The sequence below is a fragment of the Mycobacteroides immunogenum genome (genome assembly GCF_001605725.1).
Lineage (GTDB): Bacteria > Actinomycetota > Actinomycetes > Mycobacteriales > Mycobacteriaceae > Mycobacterium > Mycobacterium immunogenum.
Genome location: NZ_CP011530.1, coordinates 4,632,297 through 4,657,446 on the forward strand (window position 1 = coordinate 4,632,297; position 25,150 = coordinate 4,657,446).

At 64.3% G+C, this 25,150-nt stretch carries 26 protein-coding genes and 10 tRNA genes; 9 read left to right on the plus strand and 27 right to left on the minus strand.

The window, feature by feature from the left end; translation table 11 throughout:
- From ABG82_RS23015 to ABG82_RS23025, 3 genes are all read right to left on the minus strand, one after another.
- Positions 1-2,025, minus strand: coding sequence for an alpha/beta hydrolase fold domain-containing protein (locus ABG82_RS23015; protein ID WP_043076917.1), 2,025 nt, complete (start codon positions 2,023-2,025; stop codon positions 1-3).
- A complete protein-coding gene (locus tag ABG82_RS23020) occupies positions 2,025-2,909 on the minus strand; it encodes an SDR family NAD(P)-dependent oxidoreductase (RefSeq protein ID WP_043076916.1) in 885 nt (294 codons plus the stop codon). The genes ABG82_RS23015 and ABG82_RS23020 overlap by 1 nt, the downstream gene beginning before the upstream one ends.
- A gap of 123 nt (positions 2,910-3,032) precedes the next feature.
- Positions 3,033-3,587 carry a pyridoxamine 5'-phosphate oxidase family protein gene (locus tag ABG82_RS23025; protein WP_043077086.1) on the minus strand — a complete coding sequence of 185 codons (555 nt, stop codon included), beginning with the start codon at positions 3,585-3,587 and terminating at the stop codon, positions 3,033-3,035.
- A 420-nt stretch (positions 3,588-4,007) separates the two neighbouring features.
- Between ABG82_RS23025 and ABG82_RS23030 the strand changes: the two genes are divergently transcribed.
- The 3 genes from ABG82_RS23030 to ABG82_RS23040 are packed head-to-tail and all read left to right on the plus strand — an operon-like array spanning position 4,008 to position 5,467.
- Entirely contained in the window at positions 4,008-4,577 is a 570-nt protein-coding gene (locus tag ABG82_RS23030; RefSeq protein WP_043077085.1) for a hypothetical protein, read from the plus strand.
- A 53-nt stretch (positions 4,578-4,630) separates the two neighbouring features.
- Positions 4,631-5,170 (plus strand): cytochrome c oxidase subunit 3, encoded by a 540-nt coding sequence (locus ABG82_RS23035; protein ID WP_052510957.1) that lies wholly within the window; start codon positions 4,631-4,633, stop codon positions 5,168-5,170.
- A gap of 15 nt (positions 5,171-5,185) precedes the next feature.
- Positions 5,186-5,467 carry a cytochrome C oxidase subunit IV family protein gene (locus ABG82_RS23040; protein WP_043076914.1) on the plus strand — a complete coding sequence of 94 codons (282 nt, stop codon included), beginning with the start codon at positions 5,186-5,188 and terminating at the stop codon, positions 5,465-5,467.
- A gap of 9 nt (positions 5,468-5,476) precedes the next feature.
- On the opposite strand, the gene ABG82_RS23045 is transcribed toward ABG82_RS23040, so the two are convergent.
- The 7 genes from ABG82_RS23045 to ABG82_RS23075 form a co-directional block, all read right to left on the minus strand.
- Entirely contained in the window at positions 5,477-6,085 is a 609-nt protein-coding gene (locus ABG82_RS23045) for a TetR/AcrR family transcriptional regulator (protein ID WP_043076913.1), read from the minus strand.
- Positions 6,082-6,693, minus strand: a complete 612-nt coding sequence (locus ABG82_RS23050) for a TetR/AcrR family transcriptional regulator (RefSeq protein WP_043076912.1) — start codon at positions 6,691-6,693, stop codon at positions 6,082-6,084. The genes ABG82_RS23045 and ABG82_RS23050 overlap by 4 nt, the downstream gene beginning before the upstream one ends.
- A 121-nt stretch (positions 6,694-6,814) precedes the next feature.
- Positions 6,815-8,386, minus strand: coding sequence for an AMP-binding protein (locus ABG82_RS23055; protein WP_043076911.1), 1,572 nt, complete (start codon positions 8,384-8,386; stop codon positions 6,815-6,817).
- A gap of 67 nt (positions 8,387-8,453) precedes the next feature.
- Entirely contained in the window at positions 8,454-8,957 is a 504-nt protein-coding gene (locus ABG82_RS23060) for a type III secretion system chaperone family protein (RefSeq protein ID WP_043076910.1), read from the minus strand.
- Complete coding sequence (mshA, locus tag ABG82_RS23065; RefSeq protein ID WP_043076909.1) at positions 8,954-10,285, minus strand: D-inositol-3-phosphate glycosyltransferase; 1,332 nt, start codon at positions 10,283-10,285, stop codon at positions 8,954-8,956. The genes ABG82_RS23060 and mshA overlap by 4 nt, the downstream gene beginning before the upstream one ends.
- 64 nt (positions 10,286-10,349) lie before the next feature.
- Positions 10,350-10,811 carry an SRPBCC family protein gene (locus tag ABG82_RS23070; RefSeq protein WP_043076908.1) on the minus strand — a complete coding sequence of 154 codons (462 nt, stop codon included), beginning with the start codon at positions 10,809-10,811 and terminating at the stop codon, positions 10,350-10,352.
- 94 nt (positions 10,812-10,905) lie between these two features.
- Positions 10,906-12,144 carry an ROK family transcriptional regulator gene (locus ABG82_RS23075; RefSeq protein ID WP_043076907.1) on the minus strand — a complete coding sequence of 413 codons (1,239 nt, stop codon included), beginning with the start codon at positions 12,142-12,144 and terminating at the stop codon, positions 10,906-10,908.
- A 301-nt stretch (positions 12,145-12,445) separates the two neighbouring features.
- Here ABG82_RS23075 and ABG82_RS23080 point away from each other — a divergent pair, with 301 nt between their 5' ends.
- Positions 12,446-13,195 carry an SDR family oxidoreductase gene (locus ABG82_RS23080; RefSeq protein ID WP_043076906.1) on the plus strand — a complete coding sequence of 250 codons (750 nt, stop codon included), beginning with the start codon at positions 12,446-12,448 and terminating at the stop codon, positions 13,193-13,195.
- A gap of 35 nt (positions 13,196-13,230) precedes the next feature.
- Here ABG82_RS23080 and ABG82_RS23085 read toward each other — a convergent pair.
- The 13 genes from ABG82_RS23085 to ABG82_RS23145 form a co-directional block, all read right to left on the minus strand.
- A tRNA-Arg gene (locus ABG82_RS23085) sits at positions 13,231-13,306 on the minus strand.
- A 31-nt stretch (positions 13,307-13,337) separates the two neighbouring features.
- A tRNA-Arg gene (locus tag ABG82_RS23090) sits at positions 13,338-13,412 on the minus strand.
- A 14-nt stretch (positions 13,413-13,426) separates the two neighbouring features.
- Positions 13,427-13,499: transfer RNA gene (locus ABG82_RS23095), tRNA-Arg, on the minus strand.
- A 2-nt stretch (positions 13,500-13,501) separates the two neighbouring features.
- Positions 13,502-13,575 (minus strand) — tRNA-His (locus ABG82_RS23100).
- 2 nt (positions 13,576-13,577) lie between these two features.
- A tRNA-Ser gene (locus tag ABG82_RS23105) sits at positions 13,578-13,665 on the minus strand.
- A 13-nt stretch (positions 13,666-13,678) separates the two neighbouring features.
- Positions 13,679-13,750 (minus strand) — tRNA-Gln (locus ABG82_RS23110).
- A 4-nt stretch (positions 13,751-13,754) separates the two neighbouring features.
- Positions 13,755-13,843: transfer RNA gene (locus ABG82_RS23115), tRNA-Tyr, on the minus strand.
- Positions 13,844-13,856: 13 nt separating this feature from the next.
- Positions 13,857-13,928 (minus strand) — tRNA-Asn (locus ABG82_RS23120).
- A gap of 16 nt (positions 13,929-13,944) precedes the next feature.
- A complete protein-coding gene (locus tag ABG82_RS23125; protein WP_043076905.1) occupies positions 13,945-14,427 on the minus strand; it encodes an HNH endonuclease in 483 nt (160 codons plus the stop codon).
- Positions 14,428-14,488: 61 nt separating this feature from the next.
- Positions 14,489-14,565 (minus strand) — tRNA-Trp (locus tag ABG82_RS23130).
- Between the two features lie 46 nt (positions 14,566-14,611).
- Positions 14,612-14,695 (minus strand) — tRNA-Leu (locus ABG82_RS23135).
- Positions 14,696-15,131: 436 nt separating this feature from the next.
- Positions 15,132-16,493 (minus strand): L,D-transpeptidase, encoded by a 1,362-nt coding sequence (locus ABG82_RS23140; RefSeq protein WP_043076904.1) that lies wholly within the window; start codon positions 16,491-16,493, stop codon positions 15,132-15,134.
- A gap of 99 nt (positions 16,494-16,592) precedes the next feature.
- Positions 16,593-17,036 (minus strand): hypothetical protein, encoded by a 444-nt coding sequence (locus tag ABG82_RS23145; RefSeq protein ID WP_043077084.1) that lies wholly within the window; start codon positions 17,034-17,036, stop codon positions 16,593-16,595.
- 101 nt (positions 17,037-17,137) lie between these two features.
- Here ABG82_RS23145 and ABG82_RS23150 point away from each other — a divergent pair, with 101 nt between their 5' ends.
- Positions 17,138-18,370 (plus strand): serine hydrolase domain-containing protein, encoded by a 1,233-nt coding sequence (locus ABG82_RS23150; protein WP_043077083.1) that lies wholly within the window; start codon positions 17,138-17,140, stop codon positions 18,368-18,370.
- Here the strand turns inward: ABG82_RS23150 and ABG82_RS23155 are convergent.
- Positions 18,357-18,791, minus strand: a complete 435-nt coding sequence (locus tag ABG82_RS23155) for a winged helix-turn-helix transcriptional regulator (protein WP_043076903.1) — start codon at positions 18,789-18,791, stop codon at positions 18,357-18,359. The two genes, ABG82_RS23150 and ABG82_RS23155, sit on opposite strands and share 14 nt — an antisense overlap.
- Positions 18,792-18,878: 87 nt before the next feature.
- Here ABG82_RS23155 and ABG82_RS23160 point away from each other — a divergent pair, with 87 nt between their 5' ends.
- Positions 18,879-20,114, plus strand: coding sequence for an MFS transporter (locus ABG82_RS23160; RefSeq protein WP_043077082.1), 1,236 nt, complete (start codon positions 18,879-18,881; stop codon positions 20,112-20,114).
- Here ABG82_RS23160 and ABG82_RS23165 read toward each other — a convergent pair.
- On the minus strand, positions 20,019-21,104 hold the full coding sequence (locus ABG82_RS23165) for a UDP-N-acetylmuramate dehydrogenase (RefSeq protein ID WP_043076902.1): 1,086 nt from the start codon (positions 21,102-21,104) through the stop codon (positions 20,019-20,021). The two genes, ABG82_RS23160 and ABG82_RS23165, sit on opposite strands and share 96 nt — an antisense overlap.
- A 65-nt stretch (positions 21,105-21,169) precedes the next feature.
- Here ABG82_RS23165 and ABG82_RS23170 point away from each other — a divergent pair, with 65 nt between their 5' ends.
- Together ABG82_RS23170 and ABG82_RS23175 are read left to right on the plus strand one after the other, a co-directional pair.
- Complete coding sequence (locus tag ABG82_RS23170) at positions 21,170-21,673, plus strand: DUF2505 domain-containing protein (RefSeq protein ID WP_043076901.1); 504 nt, start codon at positions 21,170-21,172, stop codon at positions 21,671-21,673.
- Positions 21,674-21,682: 9 nt separating this feature from the next.
- Positions 21,683-22,198, plus strand: coding sequence for a DUF2505 domain-containing protein (locus ABG82_RS23175; protein WP_043076900.1), 516 nt, complete (start codon positions 21,683-21,685; stop codon positions 22,196-22,198).
- A gap of 40 nt (positions 22,199-22,238) precedes the next feature.
- On the opposite strand, the gene ABG82_RS23180 is transcribed toward ABG82_RS23175, so the two are convergent.
- Together ABG82_RS23180 and ABG82_RS23185 are read right to left on the minus strand one after the other, a co-directional pair.
- On the minus strand, positions 22,239-23,318 hold the full coding sequence (locus ABG82_RS23180; RefSeq protein WP_043076899.1) for a hypothetical protein: 1,080 nt from the start codon (positions 23,316-23,318) through the stop codon (positions 22,239-22,241).
- Entirely contained in the window at positions 23,315-24,643 is a 1,329-nt protein-coding gene (locus ABG82_RS23185; protein WP_043076898.1) for a hypothetical protein, read from the minus strand. Before ABG82_RS23185 ends, ABG82_RS23180 begins: the two co-directional genes overlap by 4 nt.
- A gap of 74 nt (positions 24,644-24,717) precedes the next feature.
- Here ABG82_RS23185 and ABG82_RS23190 point away from each other — a divergent pair, with 74 nt between their 5' ends.
- Complete coding sequence (locus tag ABG82_RS23190; protein WP_043076897.1) at positions 24,718-25,149, plus strand: hypothetical protein; 432 nt, start codon at positions 24,718-24,720, stop codon at positions 25,147-25,149.
- Position 25,150: the final 1 nt, after the last annotated feature.

The following is a 25,150-nucleotide window of genomic DNA, read 5'->3' on the forward strand; positions in this document are numbered from 1 at the left end:
TTATGCGGACTGCACTGTGCTCGTGATCTCGATCTGTTGTGTCAGGGTCTGCGTGATGAACCGCCCCGCCTCGCGTACGGCCGCGCCGGCCTCCGCGCTAAATCTGGGCAGCGCCTGAAACACGTGGATCTGCCCCGGCCACACCTGCAGTTCGCACTGCCCGCCGGCACGGGTCATCATGAGTGCGAGATGCTCGGAATCGGCGACCATCATTTCCCGGCCACCAACCTGAATCAACGTGGGCGGCAGCGCGGTTCCCGGCGCCAACGAGAGCCGCAACCGGGAATCGCCCTCGTGCTGCCCCTGTGTGTACATATCGACGAGGCGCCGGGCAGCAGCCGCGGAAATGACCGGATCAGGTGCGTCGCGCTCTCGCTCCGCAGACATTCCGAGCGTGAGATCCATCAGCGGCGAGAACAGCACCATGGCTCCCGGTTGCGGTACGCCGAGCCGATGGTTCTCGGCGATGAGATCCACCGCGAGGTGCCCGCCGGCCGAGTCACCGGCGATGACAATGTCTTTGGCGGCATACCCCTTGTCAAGAAGCCATTGATATCCGACCCGCACATCGTCGGCTGCTGCCGGGAAGGGATGTTCCGGGGCCAGCCGGTAGTCGAGGCTGAAGGCCGGTAGTCCGGTCGCCTGGGACAATCGGGCCACCAGCCGGCGATGAGTCCGCGGCGAGCACACCACATATCCACTGCCGTGAAGGTAGAAAAGAACCTGGCCATCGGGATCGGTGTTGGCGGTGTGCACCCACTCGCCCCGCAGCCCACGCTCCCTGACTCGCGAAATCCGGACATCGTCAGGCATCGGACTGCCAACTGCCATCGTCCCGGCGACCACACCGCGGGCCGCCGCGACCCCGAACCTGTTGAGCCGCACCCGGTTGAACACCGGTCTCAGCGCCACCCCGGCCACAGCCGCAGTGGCCCAGGTGCGCCGGGAGGCAGACCGCACGCCGCCACTCATGTCGGGACGTAGCGCACCCTTGACCCGCGCGGTCACCCTGTCCACCCGGCTGTGCACGCGCTGGACGGCATCTCTACCGGGTTGCCGCCGAGGAGGATCAGCCTGAAAGAGATTCGGGAACCCGGCGATCGAAACATCGTCCGACTCCGGCAGCTCGCGCCCCGCCACCCCGTGCACCGGGATCTGGGTAGGCTCCGACTCCCCGGGTGCTGACACGAAAACGATGACATCGCAGTGGTGTTCAATACCTTCCACGCTCCGGATGCCGGCAGCGCTGAAGCGGGCAATGGGCCACGTGATCAGCTTGCACTTGGGGTCGCGCAGCGCCGTGTAGAACTCGTCGGCGATCACCACATTGGGGCGCCCCGTGAGGGGCAACGGCGTCAGCTGGCGACGCGTCCACGGGTCGTCAATGTGTTGGCGAAGATTGTTCTGCGCCAGCAGCTCCAGCAGTCCCACGCGTTGCGGTCGACGTCCCGCGAACCATGCCTGCCGGGCGGCGTTCCGGACAACGGGGACATCTCTCAGGAACCGGGCCACACGCGATGTCGGCCGAGGCAGTATCCAGTCGGGCGAGCTTTGGAAAAGCTTGACCGCGGCGGCTTCTCGCACGATATCGGGAAGCAGGGTAGCTGCGGCGGCGCCGTTGCCAACCACAGCTACCCGCTTACCGGCCAGGACAACGTCCCTGAATTCCTGGCCTCGCACGACCGTCCCGGTATAGGCCTCGATACCAGGGACCGTCGGGTCCGCTTCTCGTCGTGAACCGATGGCGAGCACCACCGATCTCACCGACAGGTCTTCTCCCCCGGAGATTTCAACATCCCAGCGCCCGTCGTTCTCGTCGTAGACAAGAGCGGTCACCTGGTGGCCGAACCGCATGTGCTTGCCCAGACCGAACAGCCGAATGGTGTCGTCACGCCACGTATCATCCTGCGCCGCATCGCGATCCAGCAGCACAAAATTGTGGATACCTGAACGCTTCAGTCCGGCAGCCACGCTCAGCCCACTGAATCCCGCTCCGATGATTGCGACATCCGTATGCATGGTCATCACCGCACGTCCGCTCCGAGTAGTTCTTTGGCGTCGACGGGCGCGGGCATCATCCGGCCGATCAGACCGGCACCCCAGCGATACGGGTTCGGGGTGTGTCTTTTGAGGTGCCACACCAACTTGGCATCGAGCTGCGGCACCACATAGAAACGCCCACGATCGTGGGCGTCGAGTGTTGCCCGCGCGATCCGTTCCGGCGAAACGCCGGTGTACTTCATCACCGAGGCGGCCAGGCCACTGACCGAACCGCTAATGCGGCCGTCGTTGACGATGTTGGTCTTGACGAACGTCGGGCACAGCACCGTGACCTTGACGCCAGCACCACTCAGCTCGGCGGACAGCGTCTCCGATAACGCCAGCACACCCGCCTTACTCACGTTGTACGCAGCCATGAGCGGTGCGGCAGCGAAGCTTGCGGCTGAGGCGACATTGATGATGCCCCCGAATCGTTGCTCACGCAGCAACGGAGTGAATACCTGGCAGCCGTAGATGACGCCCCACAGGTTGATCGCCAGGGTGCTCTCCCAGTCAGACATCGACATGGCACCGACGGGCCGACCGCCGGTGCCGATTCCGGCGTTGTTGATCACCAGGTCCGCGGGCTGCCGCAGCCAGCCTTCGGACGCCCTCGCCAGCTCGCTGACCTGGTCGTACGAGGTGACGTCACAGGACACCGCATGGGCCTTACCGCCCCCGATGATGTCGACGGTCTCCTGAGCGCGGCCCATATCGATATCGGCGCAGACCACACGGCCGCCACGAGCGGCGAGCATCTGGGCGAAAGCGCGGCCGATACCGCTGCCCGCACCGGTCACCACCGCACTCGCTCCGTAGCTGACCTTCGGACGTCGGCGCGGGTAGGCTCCCGCGTCGGGTGCCGTCATTGGCATCACCCTTCGCTTGTCGCTTACGCATGACGCGAAAACGTAAACCAAGGGTGTGACACGCCCGGCTACTTGTCAAGGGTGCGGCGAGATCAATGTCGGGTTAGTCGTCCCGCGTGACGGCTACCGAAACGCGGTCAGTCCATCGATCGAGCTGCCGTTGGACTCCAGCGCACTCTCGTAGGTGAGCTTCTCCGCGGGCAGCTTCTCCACATGCTTCTCGTACACATCACGATGACCCACGAAATCCATCAACGGAACCGAGTACCCGCACGAGTCGGCCACCCGCATGACGTCAACCAAAATGATTGAGCGAACACCCTTTTCGAGGTCATTGGAAAAACTGGAGCGCAACCGCGGGTACTCGGGCTCGTTGAACTGCACCACTCGCGCCCGGCCGTGCAGCCGAATGATGCGGCACCGCTTGTCGAAGGAGCAGAACATCAGCACAATGCGCGCGTTGTCGCGTACATGCGCGATGGTCTCCGCGCCGCTGCCGAAGTAGTCCAGGTAGCCCACCTGACGGGGCCCCAGCACCGCGAAGGTTCCGGCCATGCCTTTGGGCGAAACGTTCACGTGCCCCTCGGAGCCGCTCGGCGCGGTACCCACGAAGAACACCGGCTGCTCGGTCAGCCAGCGTGCCAGCTTGTCGTCGATCTCCGCATACACCTGACCCATGAGTTCCAGGGTGCCACCGACGCCCGGTAATCCGCCAAGCATTTCTCATCGCTCACCGAAGATCTTGCGGTGCCGCGCAGCCCGAGGCCGGGTATTGACGGAGCACTCGAGGCCGCCTTATATTACCCATCGGTTACTTCCGTCGCCGGACGGCGGCAATCCACAACCGGTTGATGCGATGAGGCCTACCGTGTGGCGCGTGGCAATGACCGGGTCATCTTCCGTATAGGGCTACGTCACAAGGAGTTTCGGAATATGCAGGACCGTCTATTGGAGCGTGCGAGTGCCTGGTGCGGCCTTGCCTATTTGTTGGTGTTCGGCACCGGTTGGCTGGCGATCGCCCACTTCATGCCGCCAATCCCGCCCGCTGCCGGACCGGCCGCCGTGGCAGCTCAGTTCCAGGAGCGCCATGGCTGGCTGATGCTCGCCGCAGTAATCATGATGTGCTCGACATTCGTTCTGTTCCCGGTGTTTTCGCTGCTGGTGATGATCGCGCGCAAGATCGAGGGGTCAGCGGGGATTGTCACGATAATGATGGCTCTGACCGCGGCAACATCACTGGTATTCAACTTCTACGTGCCGTTCTCATTCTCGATGGCCGCGTTTCGGCCGGACCGTGATCCGGCGATTGTCCAGTACGCAAGCGACAACGGGTTCCTTCAGTTCATGGGCGGTATCCCCATGTTCTTACTGGTATGGGTGCTCAGCGCCTACGCGATCCTGGTGCTTAGCCCACGTCGAGATCCGTTGGTACCGCGCTGGTTCGGGTATCTGAACCTCTGGTGTGCCATCCTCTACCTACCCGAACTATTGGTATTCTTCTTTCACACCGGACCGTTCGCCTGGAACGGCATCGTGGGGTTCTGGATTCCCGCCGTCCTCTTTCTCGTCTACTTCGCGGCATCTCCGATCATCCTGGTGCCCGTGGTCCGCAAGATGTTCTCCGCGCCGGCCATCACAAATAGCCGTGTCACGGAACCGCTTTCATGAACACCGAGACAGACTCGCGGCCGCGCGCATACCCGCGCGGCCGCACGGGGCACATCCCGGGCGAGGCCGAACTGTGGATCTTCATCATGGGAGATCTCACCGTGTTCGGGATATTTTTCGCAATCTGGGGATGGAACTACACCCAAAATCCTGGGATGTTCGAGCTCGGCCGGTCTACCATGTCCCAACCCATTGGATTGGCCGAAACTCTCACGCTCATCAGTAGTTCCGCCGCCGTGGTCGCCGCGCTCAACTCCGCTCGATGGAAAGAGACACGCCGGGCCTTCAGGCTCTATCTCGCCGCCATCGGATTCGGTGCGGTGTTCGTGGTGCTGAAGATCGTCGAATACAGTCGCCACCTGCATGAGGCCTCCAACCCGGCACTCGGCGAATTCTTCATGTACTACTTCGTCTTCACCGGCATCCACCTCCTGCACGTCCTGGTCGGGATACTGGGCCTGAGCATCGCTACTCGATCGATGCGACCGGATTCCCGCGGTGCCAGCGTGGCGTTCCTGGAAGGCGTCGGCGTCTACTGGCACATGGTGGACGTGTTGTGGGTCGTCCTCTTCTCGTTGATCTATCTGATTTAGATTGTGGGGCAACGCATGATCACATCATCCATTCGGAGTTTCGCGAATCGCACCATGCTGACATGGGTCGTGTTGGCCGGCTGCACAGTGCTTTCCTGGGCCGAGAGTTCGTCGGGCCGCCCCGCCACCCCGGTAGTGCTGGTGGTGCTGTCGCTCACCGCGATCAAGACGGTACTGATCATCGCCTCCTACATGGAGATCAGCCATGCGCCACGGTGGCTGCAGGCGGTCTGCGCGACATGGGTGGCGGTGGTATTCGCCATGCTCACGTACCTCCTGTGTGCCCTGCCCTGCTGAGGGGTCACACTACTGCGCGGAATCGTCCAGTACAGCGAACATCCTGGTAGCACGGGCGATCATCTCGTCCACCGTGTGTTCTGGATTTCGCAGCCACCAATTAACAAGGGCTGTAACGGTTTCCCGCCACACCTGAGCCAGTGCGGACAGGTCGCTGGGCTCGTTCAGAACGCCGCCGTAGGATCCCGAAACACCGGCCGCGGCCTGTTCGGCCAGACTCCGGCGATAGTCGCGCGCGGTGACCTCGGCAAGACCGCCCCTCGGCACACTCCTGTCGTGCAGGATCTTCCAATCGTGGGGGCGCTGTTCGAGGGCCCGGAATATCGCCGCCACTACATCCGACGCCCGCTGCAATCCTGGGCGTTCCGGCAGCGCCATCGCCTCCGCAATGCCTCGCGTCAGCGTTTCGCCGGCACGACGCGCACACGCGCAATAGAGGTCTTCCTTGGATTGAAAGTATTTGTGTACGAGAGTTTTCGATATTCCCGCGCGTTGCGCAACCGCTGCCGTCGTCGTCGCGAGATAGCCACGGTCACCAAACTCGATCGCGGCCGCATCCAGAATCTGGGCCTCGCGCTCTGATCGCGGAACTCCTTTCGACCCCGACTTTGTGCTCACCGCTTGGTCCCGCTGCCCAAGAAGAGCACCGCGAAAAGCCGATGGCTACGCGCAATCATCGCTTCGGCGGTCTCGTCGGGATGACGCACCCACCAATTAACCAACGCGGCCACGGCTGCCATCCAGACCTCGGTGAACGCCGACAAATCCACCGGATCATGCATGCCTCGGGATCCGAGCGTTGCCTCGGCACCGCGCGCGGCCTGCCCCGCCAGCCGTGAACGTGCCACCCACGCGGCCGTGGCCGCGGGCCCCTCGGCCGGGTGAGTCGCGTCGAGCAGGACGTTCCAATGGAACTGACGCCCCGCCAAGGCGCGAAAGATCGCTTCAAGGGTGCGCTCGATCATCTCCCATTGCGCGGGGCGGTCAAAGACCGTCTCGATGGCACCGCACACCACCTCCGCGGCCTGTTCGACGCACGCGACGTACAGGCCATCTTTACTGCCGAAGTAGTGATAAACCATGGGTTTTGATACCCCCGCGGCTTCGGCGACCAGTGCCGGTGACATGCCCGCATAGCCGACCTGCTCGATCTGCCGACCCGCGATATCGAGTATCTGGCTCTCACGATCGGCGCGCGGGACACCTTTCGTCCCTGCCGTGCCCATTTACCCCGCGCCTCCACCGAATTGACCAAAGCAACCTGGGGAGTAATTTACCAATGTCTACCTTCTGGGCACCGGGAGATCGGATGCTCGCCCGACCCCAGCAGGTAGCTAGCGCCCGCGCCTAGACGCGGGCGCGCAAGTCCTTGCGCAGAATCTTGCCCGCGGCGCTCTTCGGGATCGCGTCGATGAACTCCACCTGCCGAATCCGCTTGTGCGGAGCCACCTTCTCTTCGATGAAGGTCATGACTGCCTCATCGGTGAGGTCCGCATCGGTACGCACCACGAAGGCCTTGGGGATCTCACCGCTGGACGGGTCGGGTACACCGATGACGGCGGCATCGCCGATACCCGGGTGCGTCAGCAACAACGCCTCCAGCTCTGCCGGCGGCACCTGATAGCCCTTGTACTTGATGAGTTCCTTGAGTCGATCGACAATCGTCACCACGCCGTCGGCCCGCACCACGGCGATATCCCCGGTGTGCAGGAACCCGTCGGGTTCGATCGTCGCCGCGGTGGCCTCCTCGTTGCCGAGGTATCCGGCCATCACATTGGGGCCACGCACCAGCAGCTCCCCGGGTGCGCTCTCCCCTTCTGCCGGGATCTCGATCTCGGCGCCGGTCTCGGTGTCGATGAGCTTGTTCTCGGAGTTCGGCACCGGGATGCCCACCGAGTTCAGTGGGATATCGGGACGGTTCGGCGGAATGAGGTGGCTGACAGGACTCAGCTCGGTCATGCCGTAGCCCTGGGTGACGCGGCAATTGAGGCGTGCGGCAACCGCATTGCCCAGCTGCTCGTCCAACGGCGCGGCACCCGAGAACACCGACCGCAGGCAGGACACGTCGTACTTGTCGATCTCCGGGTGCTTGGCCAGCACCACGGCCACCGGCGGTGCCACGAAAACGTGATCCACCCGGTAGTTGGCGATGGTGCCCAGGAAGGTGTCCAGCTCAAAGCGCGGCAGGATGATCAGCTCGGCGCCCAGCTTCAGCTGGACGTTGAGCAGCACGACCAGGCCATAGATGTGGAAGAACGGGAGGACGGCCAATACCCGGTCGCCTCGCTCCACCCCGTACAGGTGCTTGGCCTGGGCGATGTTGGCGACCAGGTTGCGATGGGTGAGCATGACACCCTTGGCTTTACCCGTGGTTCCCGACGAGTACGGCAGCACCGCCAAATGCGTTGCCGGGTCGAAGGTCACCGTCGGCGGCGCGAGGTCGGGCCGCGCGATGTCGGCCAGCGACAGGCGTCCTTCCACGGCGTCGATGGTGATCACGCCGGCGGCATCGAGTCCCGCGATCTCGGCGGCCTCAAGGGCGCGCGGCAGCAGCGGCGAGACCGTGAAGATGAGCTGCGCCTTGGAATCGATCAGCTGCTTGGCCAACTCCTCGGCGGTGTACAGCACGTTGACAGTGCTCGCGGTGCCACCCGCGCGCAGGATGCCATGCAATACCACTGCGAATGTCGAGCAGTTGGGCAGGAAGACCGCGGCGACGTCGCCCAACCCGAATCCGCGGTCGGCCAGACCTGCCGCAGTCGCGTCGACCTGGGTGCGCAGCTCACCGAAGCTCGTCTGTGCGCCGGAGAGGCCATCGATGAGAGCGACACGACTGTCGTCGCCGGTATCACCGAATACGTACTCGTAGACAGAGCAGTCGGGAATCGAGACGTCGGGAAGCGGGCTTCGGAAGGTCACGTCCGACAGTCTTGCACGCCGCGTCTAGTCCCTGCTCAGCGTCCGTGCCTCTGGACATCCGCAGCGGTCAATCCTCGATGAGGTGCTCGAAGGCCTCAAGATTCTTCAGCGACTCACCGCGCGAGGTCCGCCAGGCCCATTCCTTCTGGATGGACGTCTTGAACCCCAACTCCAGCAGGACGTTGAAGTCGCCGTCCACGGCTTCCAGTACCTGCCCGAGCAATCGGTCGATCTCATCGGGGGTGATCGCGGGCAGCGGCAGCCGGCCCACCAGATAGATGTCGCCCATGTTGTCGATCGTGTACGCGACGGCATACAGACGCCGGTTGCGTTTGAGGAGGTACCGGTACACGCCTTCGGTGTTCTCGTCGGGACGACGGCATACGAACACCTCGACGCGCACGGCGTGCTCGCCCGGAGTGAGCATCGTCGTGATCTTCTGCTTGCGCTCACCGGGAAGCTCTACCACCAGCGCGGGCTTGCCATCGGGCCCGTGATGCTCGCTGAAGGTGACCTCCCGGTCCACCAGGGTGCGCACGATGACGGCGTACGCCTGCTCGGCGGTGGTCATCGCCGCAGACCCGACAACCGGCGCGCCCGGAAACGTGCACGCGGTGCTCGCTGCGCCGAGGGCCTTTGTGGTGCGCGGTAATCGGCGATGGCGCGGCTGTAACTCGACAGCAGTGCGTCAGCCGTGCTGGCCCAGGAGAAATCCGCGGCGTGCTCCACTGCCGCATGGCTGAACTCGGGTCCCGTACGCGTCAACAGGTTCCCGATGGCCTCCGCCCAGTCCTGCGTGCGATGCGTGGGAACCAGCAAGCCGGAGCGTTGATCGGAGACCGCCACCGGTAGGCCACCCACCGCGGCCGCTACCACCGGGGTCCCGCAGGCCTGCGCCTCAATGGCCACCAGCCCGAAGGACTCCGAGTAGCTGGGCACCGCAACGATATCGGCCGCCCGGTACACCTGCGCGAGCCTCTCGCGCGTCTGCGGAGGCAGGAAGGTCACCCGGTCGGCGATGCCAAGTTCCTCGGCAAGGTCGTGCAGTGCCGTCGGCTCGTCCAGACCGCTGCCGGACGGTCCGCCGACAATCAGAACGCGCACTCCGGGGAGCCGCTCGGCAGCACGGACCAATAGATCGGGGGCTTTCAACGGCTGGATACGCCCGACGAAGGCAACCACCTGCTCATCGGCCCGTAGACCGAATTCGGCACGGGCGGCAGCCTGGTCGCCGGGTGTGAACACGTCCAGATCCACGCCGGGATGAACAATGTCGATGCGCCCAGGTTCCGCGTTGTGCATCGAAACCAATTGATTGGCTTCGTCTTTGGTGTTGACGATGAGCCGGTCGGCCTCATCGACCACCTGCTGCTCACCCACCGCGCGCAGCGCGGGCTCCGGACGGTCGCCCTCGGCGAGAGTGAGGTTCTTGACGGCGGCGAGGGTGTGCGCCGTGTGCACCAGCGGAACGCCCCAGCGATCGCGGGCCAGCCAGCCCGCCTGCCCGGACAGCCAGTAGTGGGAGTGAACCAGGTTGTAATAGCCCGGTTCGTGGATCGCCTCGGCTCGCAGTACCCCTGCGGTGAACGCGCACAGCTGGGTGGGCAGGTCGTACTTGTCCAGCCCCTCGAAGGGGCCCGCGACGATGTTGCGCACCGTCACCCCGTCCGCGACCGCCACCACGGGCTCGTCGGAGGACGCGGTGGCGCGGGTGAAGATATCGACGGCAACACCCCGCCGGGCCAACTGAAGGGCTGATTGCAGCACGTAGACATTCATGCCGCCGGCATCGCCGGTGCCCGGTTGAGCCAGCGGTGAGGTGTGAACGGATAGGACGGCGATGCGGCGCGGCTTCAGCGCCGCAACCGCCCGGCGCGCGAACTCATCGCCTCTAAGCACACAGCCATCTTGTCACTTATGCACAAGCCGTCGGCGCGCAGCACTACTACCAGCGCTTTGAGCCTCAGCGCGACGCGACATCCTGGCGATAACCCTGTTCGAGGATCTTGCGCAGCTTCTCGTCCGAATGCGTGATGGCCAGCGAGATGAACGGCGAAATGATCTTGCCGAGTGCACGCCCGGCCAGCCCGCCGGGCAGCCGGTAGTCGATGTTGATCTCCAGCTCGGTTTCGCCGTCGGAGATGGGCCGGAAGCGACATTCGATGTGATTCTCGATTCCCGACCGCGACTCGGTGCTGAACAGGGTGTCCGGGTCCCATCCCGTCACCTCGATCGTCGACCGCAAGGTGGCGCCGAGGTTGATGGCGATGTCGTACTTGGCACCGAGCCCACGTGGCACGTCGTTGACGAAATGAACGTGCTCGATCCCGAACATCCAATCGGCCAGGTTGTGCGCATCACTGACGTAGTCGAAGGCGTAAGCCATGGGCACCTTCGCGGAGGACACGTGATGGATATGCGTCATGTGCACATACCTATCACTTTCGCGTTCGCCGAGTGCGCAGCCATGGAGAAAATCGCGGAAACCCGCTGTGGCGTCACACTCGGCGTGCGACGACCTAGGCCAGCGCGGAGGCCTCGCTGCGGCGGGCCGATGCCCGTCGCATGGCACCCAACGGGTCGGCGAACAGCCCACCCAGGGACACCACACCGGCGCCGGCTTCTTGCACGCGATTACCGAAGGCCGTCACGCGAATATCGCGCTTGGACAAAGTCGATCGATCCAGGAAGGCGGTCTCGACGTCGTTCATCACTTCGGGGTATTCGGTGAAGGCCTGTCCACCGACGATCACCTCGTCGGGGTTGAGGATGTCCCGCAGCAGCGCCACCGACTGACCCAGCACGCGTCCGCGCTCGGAAAGTAGTTCGCGCGCAGACTCATTGCCACTACGTGCGGCCTTGTACACCGCGCTCACCGAGACACCTTCGCCGGCGGGCACGATCCGCAGCTTGCGCGCCGCGGCCAGCACCGCCTCGTCGCTTACCGTGGTCTCCAACTTGCCGGTGCCACCGAGCAATTCGGAATCAACGGGCAGCGCCGCAATGGTCCCCGGTCCGCTAGACGGGCTGTGCACCCGCCCATCGATGGCAAGCGCGAAACCGACTGTCTCACGGGCGTATACGTACAAGCTCGTCAGAGATCGGGCCGCGAAGCGGCGCAATCCCAGCAGCAGTTCGGCACCTGCCATGGCGTCCACGTGCGAGGCCACCGAAACCGGCAGACCCAATGTGTCGGCGAAGACGCGCCCCACAGGGGCCTCTGTCCAGCCCAAGCGGGGGTGATCCACTGTTCCGGCGGGGCCGTCGACCACACCACCGGTGGCAACACCCACCCACAGGGGCCGCCTGCGGTGCCAGCGGGCCAGATAGCGCTGGGCGCTACCGGCCAGCGAAGCCAGCGCCGCACCCTGCGGGCCGTTTGGCGTGGGAGTCTCCACCACGTCCAGGGTCCGTCCGAACAGGTCGGTCGCCACGATGCTGGTGGCCCGGGCTCCGATGTGGATGCCCAGGGTCAGGAACGGCTCATGGTTGAGCTCAACCGGCACCCGGGGACGGCCGATGGCGCCCGAGACCGCCAGGTCGGCGCGTTCACGCAGCAGCCCGGCGTCCAGCAGGGCCGTCACCTGCCGATTGACGGTGGCAATGGAAAGGCCTGTGACCTGGGCAATCGCGTCACGGGCCACGGGCCCGCGGACACGTGCGGCACGGAACACAGAGGACGCGGCGCTATCGCCGATGTACAGGGCGGGCGGGTGGATCTGGTGGCGAGAAACGGGTCGGCGAACCGGTGCAGTCATGGGATGGGTCCTTTGGCGAAAAGGCCGGATTCAGGCGAACGCTGAAGCGCGGGCTACTGGTGGCTTTTGGTGTTGTGAACTGGGGCGATACCACGCCCGAGACGTCAAGAAAGACGTGCAGAAATTAGGCGCAGCGACAGACGCAGCGACAACACAGCTCGCGAGCCAGCGGCAGCCGAGAACCAATACCCGCGATCACGAAAGTGACCCGGGGTTCGGCGGCACGCATGTTGGACACAGGCGAAATTTAGCATCCCTACGAGCCGATGTCCTAGTGGGTGTTCTGACTACAGTGGCGAGCATGACCAATCCCACCTTCGACGGCCGGGTCGCAGTCGTCACCGGCGCCAGTTCCGGAATCGGCGCAGCCACCGCTAAATCCCTTGCTGCCCTTGGGTTTCATGTCGTAGTTGCGGCCCGCCGGGAAGACCGGATCGAAGCCCTGGCCGACGAAATCGGGGGCACCGCGGTTGTGCTCGACGTCACCGACGCCGATTCGGTTGCGGCCCTTGCGCAGAGCCTGAATCGGGTGGATGTGCTGATCAACAACGCCGGCGGCGCATGGGGCCTGGAACCGGTGCTGGAAGCAGATCTGGAGCACTGGCGCTGGATGTGGGAGACCAATGTGGTGGGCACCCTGCAGGTAACCCGGGCCCTGCTACCCAAGCTGATTTCCTCCGGTGACGGGCTCATTGTCACCATCACCTCCATTGCCGCCCTCGATGTCTACGACGGCGGCAGCGGCTACACCTCCGCCAAGCACGCGCAGGCCGCGCTGCACCGCACGCTGCGCGGCGAACTTCTCGGAAAGCCGGTGCGACTCACCGAGGTCGCGCCGGGCGCGGTGGAAACGGAGTTCTCGGTGGTGCGCTTCGACGGCGACCAGGACCGCGCCGATGCGGTGTACCGAGGCATCACGCCGCTGGTGGCGGAGGACGTCGCCGAGATCATCGCGTTCGTCGCATCGCGGCCGCCGCACGTCAACCTGGACCAGATCGTCGTCAAACCTCGCGATCAGGCGTCGTCCACCCGCAAAGCCACCCGCCAGTAGGGTCCCGGGCTATCCAGGACCACACCATTGCCACGTGGAGCCTCCGGCAGGAGTCGAACCCGCACCGCGCGAGGTAGAAACTCGCCGCTCTGTCCGTTGAGCTACGGAGGCATTCCACATGGCGGAGGAAGGCAAAGGAATGTGGCACCCCCGGGAAGAATCGAACTTCCATCCACGGCTTCGTAGGCCGTCACTCTGTCCGTTGAGCTACGAGGGTATAGCGCCGTTCGGCGCCCCCGGCGGGATTCGAACCCACAACCTCCGGTCCCGGAAACCGGTGCGCTATCCGTTGCGCTACAGGGGCATTGGGGCGACCGAAGGGAGTTGAACCCTCGACTGCGGAGTCACAGACCGCTGTGTTTCCGTTACACCACGGACGCCATGGCGGAGGTGGAGGGATTCGAACCCCCAACCGCGTGCGGGCGGCGGCTCGCTAGCAACGAGCTGCAATACCGTTCTGCCACACCTCCAATCTCCGGTTCGCTGCCTCGCCAGGACTCGAACCTGAACACCCGGATTCAAAGTCCGGTGGGCTACCGATTACCCCACAAGGCACTGTTGGTACGTGCGGAGGGATTCGAACCCCCTGCGCACCGAAGGGCTCTTGCTTTACAGGCAACCGCGACCAGCCGTATTCGCCTCGCACGCATGGCGCCCCGCGCTCCCCGAGCAGGATTCGAACCTGCAGTCACGGATTAACAATCCGCTGGTTTACCGATTAACCGACCGGGGAAAGCGCTTTCGGGCACCTACGGAGCCAGGGCATAGGTGAACCTGTCACGTTCCTTCGGCTCGAAAGGCTCACGCATGAAGGTCATCCCGGCCTCCTGCGGAGTCCGGTCACCCTTGAACCCGTTGCAGTCACGGCACGCCGCCACCGTGTTGAGCCACGAGTCCACTCCCCCACGCGAACGGGGCAGCACGTGGTCCCAGGTGTCGGCACCCGCCCCGCAGTACACACACGTATAGCCATCGCGGCGTAGCACGCCCACACGGGTAACGCGATTTCGCGGGGTGTACGGGACGTACACGTACTCACGCAGCGCGATCGAGACGGGCAACTCGATGACCAGCGACGCGCTACGCACGTGCACGGCGGGATAATGGGTGTCGATGGAATACACGACTCCCTTGAGGATCAGCTTGATCGCGTGTTGCCACGGAATCTGTTGCAGTACGCGGTAGTCGGCGTTACAGAACTGCACAGTTTGGTTGGGCGTCAAAGTCGACATCGCCGCGCACCTCCTTTCCTTTTCTCGATCGGCCGTCGGCTGCGGTTTACCACCGCACAACTGGCACGGACGGAAGGATTCGAACCCTCATCTGACGGACTTGGAACCCGCCGCTCTTTCCGGTTGAGCTACACCCGCACACATTGGGCAACAGCGCATTTCGCTGATGTCCAAAACATTTACGTACGTCCGGCAGGAGTCGAACCTGCATGCCCGTCAGGGCACTGGAGTCTGAGTCCAGCGCGTATCCCAGTTTCGCCACGGACGCATATGCCACCATTATGGAATTTTCAAATAACCTGCAGCACAATCGCTTTCCAGGATGGCTGTGCGATCCACGCAACCTCTCGGCCACGCCGCAAACAATGGTGCATCGGCGATAGACCGATGTAAACCCCATTAATTTGGGTTAATACATTTTATTTCAGCAGTTTTGTGCGCACTAAACTCTAGGAATGTCGAGCGATATTCCTAGCAGCGCAAACAGAAAGGTTGAGATATTCATGAGAATCGTTGGCCAGCTGTCGCTCGGTGCTGGATCTACCGTGCGACTGCCGGGTGGCAAGTCGCCGCAGCCACGACGAGACAACCGGTGACGCTAGACGCATCCCGGCTATCTGCTTGTCGTGGAACTGTGCGGACATAAGCGTGACGGTACCAGCCGTCATTGGCTGAACGACAGGGTTTTTCTGAGCGCCGGGCTATCAGCGGGTTGTCGTCGGCGTAGCCGACAGTGACGGCGCACCCGTTGTGGTCGACGGGGTCGACGTCGGAGTGCCCGAAAGCGTCGGTGCCCCCGACGGGGTCAGCGGAACGGTGGTCGGGATCGACGATGTCGTCGGCGACGACGTGGCGGTTCGTTCCTTTGGGTTCGGGGGAAGCGCCGACATCGACTGCCAGGTCGGCCAGTCCACCACCCAGTCCCACAGATCACCATCGGCGTACGACAGCTCGATCGAGGTGCCGGTCACCTCGACAGGATCGCCGTACATAGCGGTGCGGAAATAGGACTCCGCATCGCCTAGCGACAAATTGATACATCCGTTGGTGACGTTGGTGTTTCCTTGCTGCCCAATGGTATTGGGGTTGGCGTGAATGAACTCACCATTGTTGGAAATCCGGACGGCGAAGCGCTCATGGACGTTGGAGTACCCGGCCGCCGGGTTGGACATCCAGAAGTCCTGGTACTTCTCAGTGACAACGTGAATACCGCTGCGCGTGACGTTACGGGGCAGGTCTCCCTCGCCGTAGCTGCACGGCAGGTCCAGAATGGTGCCCTCATCGGTGGTCACCCGGATTCGGTGACTCTGCGCGTCGGCATAGACAACTTGACGGCGCCCCACACTGAAATCCAGCGACATGTCTTCGTTACCGAAAGCCCCGTCGCCGAAGGGAACCCCATAGAGGTTGGCCTTCACGTCCACCTTGGTGCCAGCCTTGAAATATTCGCGTGAACGCCAGTGCACCCGTGAGCCCTGCGCCTCATCGGGCAACCACGCCCAACCGCCCTCGGTGGGCGGGTCGCAGGTGATGCTCAATGACCGCTCCACCGCGGCCTTGTCGGCGATATGGGCGTCGAACTGAATGATGACGGGAGCCGCGATACCCACCGTCTGGCCATCGGCGAGCTGGAACTGGCCGTTGACCTTCGCCGTCGGCACCAAGGTGGTGAACGTACCGGCCACCGCGACGGCCTTGCCGTCCAGGCCCACCGCCGAACCCTTCCAGGTGTACTTCACATCGAACCCGAGTGGCTCGGTGGTGCGGAACCTGGTCTGGTCGCGGCTGAGCACACCGGCGACAACCTTGCCGTCCGCGTTGACCAGCTTCACGTCCTGGAACCAGCCATTGGTCACCGTCACACTGACAGGTGCGGTCGGGTTGACGTCCTTGGCCTTGTCGTCGGGAAGAAAAGTCAGGGATGCACCCGGCGAGGGGGCCTCCTGGGGCTGATTCGACCCCACGGTCGTGCACGCCGCAGCAACAGCGGGCACCGTCAGACCCAAAATCGTGAGCGCGCGTCGCCGCGTCAGCGCATCACCGAAATTTGGTCTGGGGTCCGTCACGACACCCCACGATACGGGCAGCCGCGGACAGCTTCGCCCAGCCCGACCAGGATCACACCTCAGATCGCGCGGGACATGCGGTTTTGCCCCGCGAATCGGCTAGTAGACGGGGATATCGAAGATCGCCGCAGGCGCGCCGTACTGGGCACTCCAGCCGGCCCACGGGATATCGCTCGGCCCTACACGTCTGTCTACGAGGCCCCAGCCCTGATCGTCCCGATGGAGCAGTGCCACGTATTTCTTCGACATGCCGCCGTTGGCCGCCGCCTCGGCAAAGGGAGAACCTGCATAGTCCACGGGGTTGCCGTCGGGCTCCTGCATGGCGGACCAGAGAAACGCCCAACCGTCGGCTGCCTTGAGGCTGCGCACATCCAGCCGGACCGGCTTGCCCAGCTGGGCCGCCACGTCCGCGACGGCGGGCGCCAGGACGACGGCACCTTCCGCAGAGGAAGGATCCACCGATAGGGCGCCGGGATCAGCTGTCGCCAGGGGCACCCCGAGCAGGCCCAGCCACAGCACAAGCGTGAGGATCGCGATCCGCATGGACACTCCTTCGTTCCAGGACATCCGAACCGTAGACGACCGCTGAGCCGGTATCGCGGAAGACAAGCCCACGCGATATGGGTTTCCCCTACCGTCATTTCATGACGGTAAACGGATCGTGCGAGGCACGGTTTGGCCAGGTACGCGAGGAGTTCGAGCGCAATTTCGCGGAGCGAGGCGAGCTGGGAGCCGCGGTCTGTGTGATGGTCGACGGCGAGACTGTCGTGGACCTGTGGGGTGGATCGGCCAACGAGGACGGCAACCCGTGGTCGCCCGACACCATTGTGCCCGTCTATTCCTGCACCAAAGGTGCGACAGCCGTCTGCGCCCACATGTTGGCTGCCCGCGGACAACTGGACTTCGACGCCCCAGTGGCCCGTTACTGGCCCGAATTCGCCCAGAACGGAAAGGACCAGATTCCGGTACGGATGCTGCTCAACCATCAGGCGGGCCTGGCTGCGATACGAGAAACTCTGCCCGACAAGGGCTATGCGGACTGGGACTTGATCACCGGCCTGCTCGCGGCGCAGGAGCCGCTGTGGGAACCGGGAACGCGGTCGGGTTATCACGCGCTGACCTTCGGACATCTTGTCGGCGAGGTCATCCGCCGAATTACCGGACGCACCGTGGGCCGATTTTTCCGGGATGAGATCGCGGAACCGCTGGGAGCCGACTTCTGGATCGGTGTGCCCGCTAGCGAAGAACATCGTGTCGCACAGTCAATCGCCGCCGATCTCCCGGACGACCTGAAGCGGCTGCCCGCCTTCTTCCGCACCGCACTCAGCGATCCCGCGTCGATACCCGGGTTGATCGTGCTCAACTCGGGCGGGTTCCTCCTTCCTGCCCTCACCGCGGAACGTCAGATCAACACCCGGGAGTTTCACGCGGCTGAGATCCCCGCCGTCAACGGTGTGTCGAATGGGCGCGGCCTGGCCACGATGTATCGCCCGTTGGCGCTCGACGGGAGCGCCAACGGCACCCGCCTGGTCGACAAGGCTCAGATCGTGCACATGACACAGGTGAGCTCGGCGTCAGCGATCGATGCGACCATCGGGGCCCCAACCCGCTGGACCCTGGGGTTTCATACAGGTATCGACAATCGGGCGCTGGGTGAAGGCAGCAGTCTCATCCTGGCGCCCGGCGCGTTCGGACATTGCGGCATGGGCGGCTCGGCAGGGTTCGCCGACCCAAGCGCACGAATGTCCTTCGGTTACACGATGACCAAGCAAGGCACCGGCATTGTGGTCGATTCTCGGGCGCAGTCCTTGATCGACGCCGTGTACCGCGGCTTGGGATACCAGGACTGTGGTGGATTCTGGCTCAACCCGAACTAACCACTGTGTCTTCGGGCGTCAACAGACGCCCATCGGCCGCCCGCAGCTCGAACCTGCGCACCGGGCGAGAGGCCGTGCGATCCACCAGGGAAACGCGCGGTTCGCCTGGGGCGAAACAGAACTCATCGCTCCACTGCCGCAGCGCGACCAGCACGGGAAACAGCCCCCGGCCCTTGTCCGTCAGCTGATACTCGTGCCGCGCGCCCACCGGAACGATCTCGAGAATGCCGTTGTCCACCAACGCCGCCAAGCGCGAGGCCAGGATGTTCTTCGCGAGCCCCAGGCTTTTCTGAAATTCCCCAAATCTGCGCAACCCGTCGAACGCATCACGAACGATCAACAGCGACCAGCCGTCCCCGACCTCGCCCAACGGGCGGGCAAGGGTGCAGCTCGATTCCGCGTGACTTGCCCGTCCCACCATCGGCCCACTCCTTTGGTTGCAATATGAAACCGTTCGTGCGATGCTCAAACGGTTGCGAAGTGAAACCAACTCTACCCAGGGGTGCTCGTGCTGAACAGACCCGTCATTGTGTTGTTCTCGTTTGCCTGCGGACTCGCGGTGGCAACCATCTACTTCTCACAGCCGCTGTTGGACACCATTGGCGCGCAATTCTCCATGCCCACAGCACAGGTAGGCGTTGTCCTCACGCTCACCCAGATCGGCTATGCGATCGGGCTGCTCCTGATCGTGCCCCTGGGCGATATCGTCGATCAACGACGGCTCATCGTCGGCCAGACCGCGCTGCTGGCGGTATCGCTGCTGGCCACGGCATGGTCCCCCAACGCGTGGACATTCCTGGTGAGCATCACCGCGCTGGGCGCACTCGCCGTAGTGACCCAGGTGATGGTCACCTACACCGCAGTACATGCCGAGCCCGAGCGACAAGGGTGGGCCGTCGGCGTGGTCACCGGTGGAATCATCAGCGGCATTCTCTTGGCGCGCACAGTATCTGGAGCTTTATCCGATCTCCTCGGCTGGCGATCGGTCTATGTGGTGGCGGCCATCGCCGCCGTCGTGACCGCCGGAATCCTGTTGTACGCCCTGCCGCGATCCGCGCGCACGCTCACAAAGGTGCCCTATGGCCGGCTGCTGCTCTCCACGCTGCGGCTGGTGCACGACGAGCCCGTTCTGCGCTCGCGGGCCATCATCGCGATGCTTGTTTTCGCTGCCATCACCGTCCTACTGACGCCCATGGTGCTGCCGCTGACCTCCACGCCATATCGCTTGTCGCACACGCAAGTCGGGCTGTTCGGCCTGGCCGGAGCGGCAGGAGCGCTGGGCGCCTTCAAAGCAGGCTCGTGGTGCGACAGAGGCTGGGCCAATCGGGTGACCGGCGCCGGGCTGACCTTGATGCTGGCAGCATGGACCTTGGCGGCGACTCTGCGTTGGACACTGCTCGGGCTCGCGGTCGCGGTGGTGATCATCGACTTCGGCCTGCAGTCGGTGCATGTGGCCAACCAGAGCCTCATCTATCGGCTGGACTCCGAGCTGCACGGACGCCTCACCGCCGCCTACATGATCTTCTACTCCATCGGCAGTGCCGTCGGCGCCGCCGTGTCCACATGGGTGTACTCGATGTATGGGTGGATCGGAGTATGCCTACTCGGAGCCGTGATCAGCCTTGGCGCACTTACTTACTGGGCCGTCTTACAGCGAACAGCCCACCAGCACCGGCTCGGGAACCAACCGGACTCCGAATGTCTGCAGGACCCCGTCGCGGACGGTGCGGGCCAGCGCCAGTAGCTCTGCGGTACTACCTCCGCCGCGATGAGTCAGTGCCAGTGCATGTTTCGTGGATACTCGCACCGCCGACCGCTCCCCCGGGTACCCCTTGACGAAGCCCGCCCGTTCCACCAGCCAGCCCGCCGACAGTTTCACCCCGTCCGGGGCCGGATACTGCGGCAGCGCGGCATCGGGACCGAGGTGATCGCGCACACGTCCCTGCACACCACCCAAATCATCTTCGGCGACAACAGGATTAGTGAAAAAAGAACCCACGCTCCAGGAATCGTGATCATCGGCGTCGAGCACCATGCCCTTGCGCCGGCGTAGCGCAAGCACCGCCTCCCGCACAGCCAGCGCCTCCGTGCGCTCTCCTTGCGCCACACCGAGCTCCTTGGCCAGCTCCGGATAACGGATGGGCGAACTGAGCCCGTCCGTGGACAGTCCGAACTCGACCTCCAGCACCACGCGGGCATCCGAGCCCTTGAGAATGCTGGTGCGGTAACCGAATCCCAATTCGGCGGGCTCGTACCAGCGCACCTGACCGCTCGCACGGTCGAGCACCCGGACTCGCCGCAGCAGGGAGGCGACCTCGACGCCGTACGCTCCCACGTTCTGCACCGGGGTGGCACCCGCGGTGCCCGGAATCCCTGAAAGGCATTCCAGCCCACCAAGACCTGCCTGCAGCGACACCGCGACCAACTCGTCCCAGTTGGTGCCCGCATCCGCCCGCAGCAGTGGCCCATCCACCGTGACACCGGCCGAGGCGATGTGCACCACCGTCAGGTCCGGCAGGTCATCGGCCAACACCATGTTGGAGCCACCCGCGAGAAGTAAGAACGGATGACCCTCGAGCGCGGCCAGTGCACCCGTCACCTGCGAGGGGCTCTCGCACCGAATGAGCGTGGCGGCCACCGGCCCCAGTCGCAGCGTCGTCAGCGGGGCCAGCGGAGCATCATCGCTCACCACAGCGCCCAGATCCTCGATCTTCGCGCGCGTTGTTGATGCCAACCTTTTCGGGCTTCGCGCAAGCGGCTCATCCAAGCTCACGGGCGCTAACGGTAGCCTTGCCACCCATGGCGCGCTCATTTGACCTGTCAGTGGAGTATTCGGCGAGTGTCGAGCAAGTCCACGCGGCCTTCGCCGATGAGACCTACTGGGAGGAACGGCTGGCGGGCTCGGGGGCCGACACGGCCACGCTCGATTCCCTGAAATCCGACGGCGGAGCCCTGGAGATCGTGACCACCCAGGTGCTGCGCAGTGATCGACTACCGGGCATCGTGTCGCAGTTTCACCGGGGTGATCTGCGGATTGTCCGTACCGAGAAGTGGAGCGCCATCTCCGGGGACGCATCCGAGGGCACTGTGCTGGGCTCGATACCGGGCGCACCCGTCACCCTGTCCGGCACCTCCCGGCTACATGCGGGCGCCAAGGGCGCCCGGCTGGACCTGACGGTCAGCGTCGAAGTCAAGATTCCCCTGGTAGGTGGGAAAATCGAGGGCTTCGTCGGCGGAAAGCTGATGGACCTGCTCTCGGCCGAGCAGCGATTTACCTCCGAGTGGATCACGAACCACGGCTAGCCTGGGTCGATGTCCAGACGTTCGATGTTCACGGTGAACTTCCCGGCTCCGGCCGAGAAGATCTACCAGGACTTCGCGAGCCGGGACTACTGGGAGACCCTGATGTCGGCGTACGGATGGCTCACGCCGGTTTCCGAGATTCACACCTTCGCGGTCACCGACGGCGGCATCGACGTGGTCCTCAAACAGCACCTACCTCGCGTGTATCTGCCGCCGATCGCACAGAAGGTGATGCTCGCCGACATGATCATCACCCGGGTGCAGCATTTCGCCCCGTTCGACCAGAGCAAAGGATCGGCGATAGGCAGCTACGGCGCCTCAGTGCCGGCCGGGCCGGGTTCCTTTACCGGAATCTGCAAGCTGTCCGACACCGATCAAGGTTCTCAGCTGAGGCTCTCCAGCACCTGCAAGGTGTACATCCCCTTTCTCGGAGGCAAGCTCGAAGATCTGATCCTGTATCACCTCAACGATCTGTTCCGGGTGGAAGAAGGTTTCATCTCCGACTGGGTTTCCAAGCACCACTGACCTCCATGCTCGCGTGGAGATCTCGCGCGGAAAAGGGACGTCAGTAGTCCGATTCGGCGGCCAACAACTCGGCAAGGAATGCGTCATCGGCGGGGCTGCCGAGCCGGGTTCGCGCGAATGCCCGCATCCGATCGCGCAGCTCCCTGGACTCGTCCGCCCGGTCGGCGCCCACGCTGACCTTCGTCGCAGACCAGTCGGTATCCCAGGCCTTCGCCTCATCGGCGGGCTGCCCACCAGCGTCGAATACCGGAAATATCCCTCGGCCCTCGGCATCGAGCACACCAGTCGCGTGAAACGTACCGCAGTGCAACGAGACCGGAAGTCCCACTGCTGAATCCGGACCGCATAGGGCCGCGCGCAACCGCACGCTGACGATCGAGCCGGCACAGAACACCGCCCAGCCCAGGTTGTCTTCGGCAGCATCGAAGATCCCGGGCGGCACAGCGGACCACGGGATGGTCACCTCGCCATCGGCGAACGTGTCAGCCGGCCCGGATTCGTTGCCACCGCCCGCGGCCAGCGCGTAATCCTCGCGCCGCGCGGTGCCGACGTCGCGCGTATCCCACTCGAGCCCCAGCTCGTCGGCCAGGTCTTGGCACCGTGTCGCCAGCGCACCCACTCGCGCGTCGCGATGAGAGAGCAGCGCCCCACCATGGCGTGCCAACAGCCCGCTCACGTCGGCGTCAAGGGTGTCGTCGGTGAAATAGTCCTGGGCCGCCGCGGTCAACACCGCCACCTCGGCGTCCAGCACCGCCCGGTCCAGCGCGCTGATGCCGTCGCGCGCGCTGGCCGGCCACCATCGCCTGAGCCAATGGCCCAGCGCCAACCGCCGCAGGCAGTCCGTGGAGCCGGGCAACACGGCCACCGACGGCAGCTCGATGACGTCTACGGAATCAGCATCGCGCAATGCTTCGACGACAGCGACATGCCCCGTCTCGCCAAACACTCGCCACATCCAGTCGGCCCTGTCCGCATCGGTGAAGCTCACCACCGGAGGCCACGCCGGATCGTCAACCGGCCACGACAACACCGCGCCGCTCACCTCGAGTACTGCCACCGCCGGAATCGGCGCCGGGTCGACTCCCGTTGTCCACAAACCTGATTTGTTGACAAGCCTCATCCGGCGACCTGCAATTCCAACATGGCCTTGATGCGCTGCCGATGATCCAGACTCACCGAACGAGCCGCGCCCTCCAGCAGCGACCGCACCTCGTCGACGTCGCCGCAGGATTCTTGCCAGACATCACGGCCGTGCAACCGGGCCCACAACCGGCTCAGATACGGCCGCGCGAACGCCGCCAGATCGTCGACGACCTGGCGCTGCCGGGGGTGGATGGCTTCCCCCGCCGCGAGATAGCGCCGGGCGTGCATGACGTAGGCCTCTTTCACCAGCCGAGCCTGTACCCGCGCGGACAGTTCGTAACGTGTGGGTACCGAATCACCCAGCGGTCGTAGGTCCGTCGCTACCTCGACCCCGGCCACCAGCGCGGCCTGCTTGTCCTCGCTCATCAGACCCCATGGCGCGCAGGCCCTATCCACTTCCTCGGCGCACAGCATCGGAACGTCCGGCAACTCGTCACGATCCAGTGCGCGCCGCAGCGTGGCCCGCACCCGATCCACCACGCTGCGATCCATGGGCCGGTCCCCTTCGGTGTCACCATCGATCACCGGAGGCCGTTGCGGTTCAACCGAACTCAATCCGATATCGACTATTGACCAGGGCGTCGCGGCGGTCGCGCCATGGGCGCTCGCGCCCAGGTTGTACGGCGTCGCATCGGCAATCATTGCCGTCCAAACGCGTTGGCGCGCAGTAACTTCCCGATGGTTGCCGGCGGCACCCAGCACGGTGACCAAGCCGGTGAAAAAGGGCCCGCTGATGGTGCCGTCGGGCCGCACATCACGCCAGCTTCGATCCCGCAGTTTGGCCAGTCGGACCAGTACATCCGGGTCCTCGACATGCCGGTTGAGCACCTCGATCGCCGTGCGGTCCCGCCCTCGGTGCAAGTCGTGCAGCACCTCGGCCGCGGTCTGCCGATCTCCGCCAGTTGGCACGCCCTTGGTGACGGCCAGCTCGAAACACACCGGGAAATAGAGCTCTTGGGCGTTGCCCGTGGTGATGCGCTGACTGCGCCGCTCGGCCTTGAGCATCACAAACCAGTCGGCCGCGGCACGCAACTGCGGACCGTGCTCCACGATCAGCGTGTGCATGGCGGCGGCCACCCCGGGAGCCAGCACCGGAGCCGAGAATGCGGTATTGCTGCGGAGCCGCAGCACCAGCGGGTCGATGATCCGTTTCACGGTCCGGCGCAGCGGCCCGCCGTCATCGGTGCTGAGCACCTCGACACCCGATCCGATGGCACGCCAGGCCTTGTCGATCACGGCGCGCCGCGGCAGCGCCGATTGCACCGTGACGGTGTCCTCGGAGGTTGCCGACCCGATACTCACCGTGACAAGGGTAATCGCCGCCGGCCGTACAGAAGTTGGGTTCGGTAGCAGTCGGCAGGGGCGACGCTTACGCCATGACCACAGGACTGTTTCCCACGATCGCGAAAGCCTTCGGTGGATGCGCCACTATGTTCTCCGGCCGCCGGATTACCTCCGCCCGTCCGGATGAGGAGGCCGATGAGCGCCTCGTCACCGTCGAGGAATTCGCCGCCGAATTCGATCAGCTGCTGATCCGCAAACGACTGTTGACCGCGGCGCAGCGCGCCATCATCGAGCGCGGCACCCGATCCCACGGCATAGTCACCGGCGTGAGTGCCACCGGCGCGGGCCGCGAGGTGTACCTGGACCTCATGGTCAGCAGGCCAGACGGTGGCCAGTTCCCCGCGCGCGAAACCGCGGTGATACCGGCGTCCGCGCTGCCAAAAATGGCACCGGGCAGCATCATCGATGCTTACTACCGGCCCGGGGACCACAGCATCATCGCGGTCCGGGTACGCGGCGGCTGAG

Bases quoted from the DNA above. Each gene is read 5' to 3' on its own strand.
- ABG82_RS23015 (WP_043076917.1), bottom strand. From the start codon at position 2,025: ATGACCATGCATACGGATGTCGCAATCATCGGAGCGGGATTCAGTGGG.
- ABG82_RS23020 (WP_043076916.1), bottom strand. From the start codon at position 2,909: ATGACGGCACCCGACGCGGGAGCCTACCCGCGCCGACGTCCGAAGGTC.
- ABG82_RS23025 (WP_043077086.1), bottom strand. From the start codon at position 3,587: ATGGGTCAGGTGTATGCGGAGATCGACGACAAGCTGGCACGCTGGCTG.
- ABG82_RS23030 (WP_043077085.1), top strand. From the start codon at position 4,008: ATGCTCGCCGCAGTAATCATGATGTGCTCGACATTCGTTCTGTTCCCG.
- ABG82_RS23040 (WP_043076914.1), top strand. From the start codon at position 5,186: ATGATCACATCATCCATTCGGAGTTTCGCGAATCGCACCATGCTGACA.
- ABG82_RS23050 (WP_043076912.1), bottom strand. From the start codon at position 6,693: ATGGGCACGGCAGGGACGAAAGGTGTCCCGCGCGCCGATCGTGAGAGC.
- ABG82_RS23060 (WP_043076910.1), bottom strand. From the start codon at position 8,957: ATGACCACCGCCGAGCAGGCGTACGCCGTCATCGTGCGCACCCTGGTG.
- ABG82_RS23070 (WP_043076908.1), bottom strand. From the start codon at position 10,811: ATGACGCATATCCATCACGTGTCCTCCGCGAAGGTGCCCATGGCTTAC.
- ABG82_RS23075 (WP_043076907.1), bottom strand. From the start codon at position 12,144: ATGACTGCACCGGTTCGCCGACCCGTTTCTCGCCACCAGATCCACCCG.
- ABG82_RS23080 (WP_043076906.1), top strand. From the start codon at position 12,446: ATGACCAATCCCACCTTCGACGGCCGGGTCGCAGTCGTCACCGGCGCC.
- ABG82_RS23125 (WP_043076905.1), bottom strand. From the start codon at position 14,427: ATGTCGACTTTGACGCCCAACCAAACTGTGCAGTTCTGTAACGCCGAC.
- ABG82_RS23145 (WP_043077084.1), bottom strand. From the start codon at position 17,036: ATGCGGATCGCGATCCTCACGCTTGTGCTGTGGCTGGGCCTGCTCGGG.
- ABG82_RS23150 (WP_043077083.1), top strand. From the start codon at position 17,138: ATGACGGTAAACGGATCGTGCGAGGCACGGTTTGGCCAGGTACGCGAG.
- ABG82_RS23155 (WP_043076903.1), bottom strand. From the start codon at position 18,791: ATGGTGGGACGGGCAAGTCACGCGGAATCGAGCTGCACCCTTGCCCGC.
- ABG82_RS23170 (WP_043076901.1), top strand. From the start codon at position 21,170: ATGGCGCGCTCATTTGACCTGTCAGTGGAGTATTCGGCGAGTGTCGAG.
- ABG82_RS23175 (WP_043076900.1), top strand. From the start codon at position 21,683: ATGTCCAGACGTTCGATGTTCACGGTGAACTTCCCGGCTCCGGCCGAG.
- ABG82_RS23180 (WP_043076899.1), bottom strand. From the start codon at position 23,318: ATGAGGCTTGTCAACAAATCAGGTTTGTGGACAACGGGAGTCGACCCG.
- ABG82_RS23190 (WP_043076897.1), top strand. From the start codon at position 24,718: ATGACCACAGGACTGTTTCCCACGATCGCGAAAGCCTTCGGTGGATGC.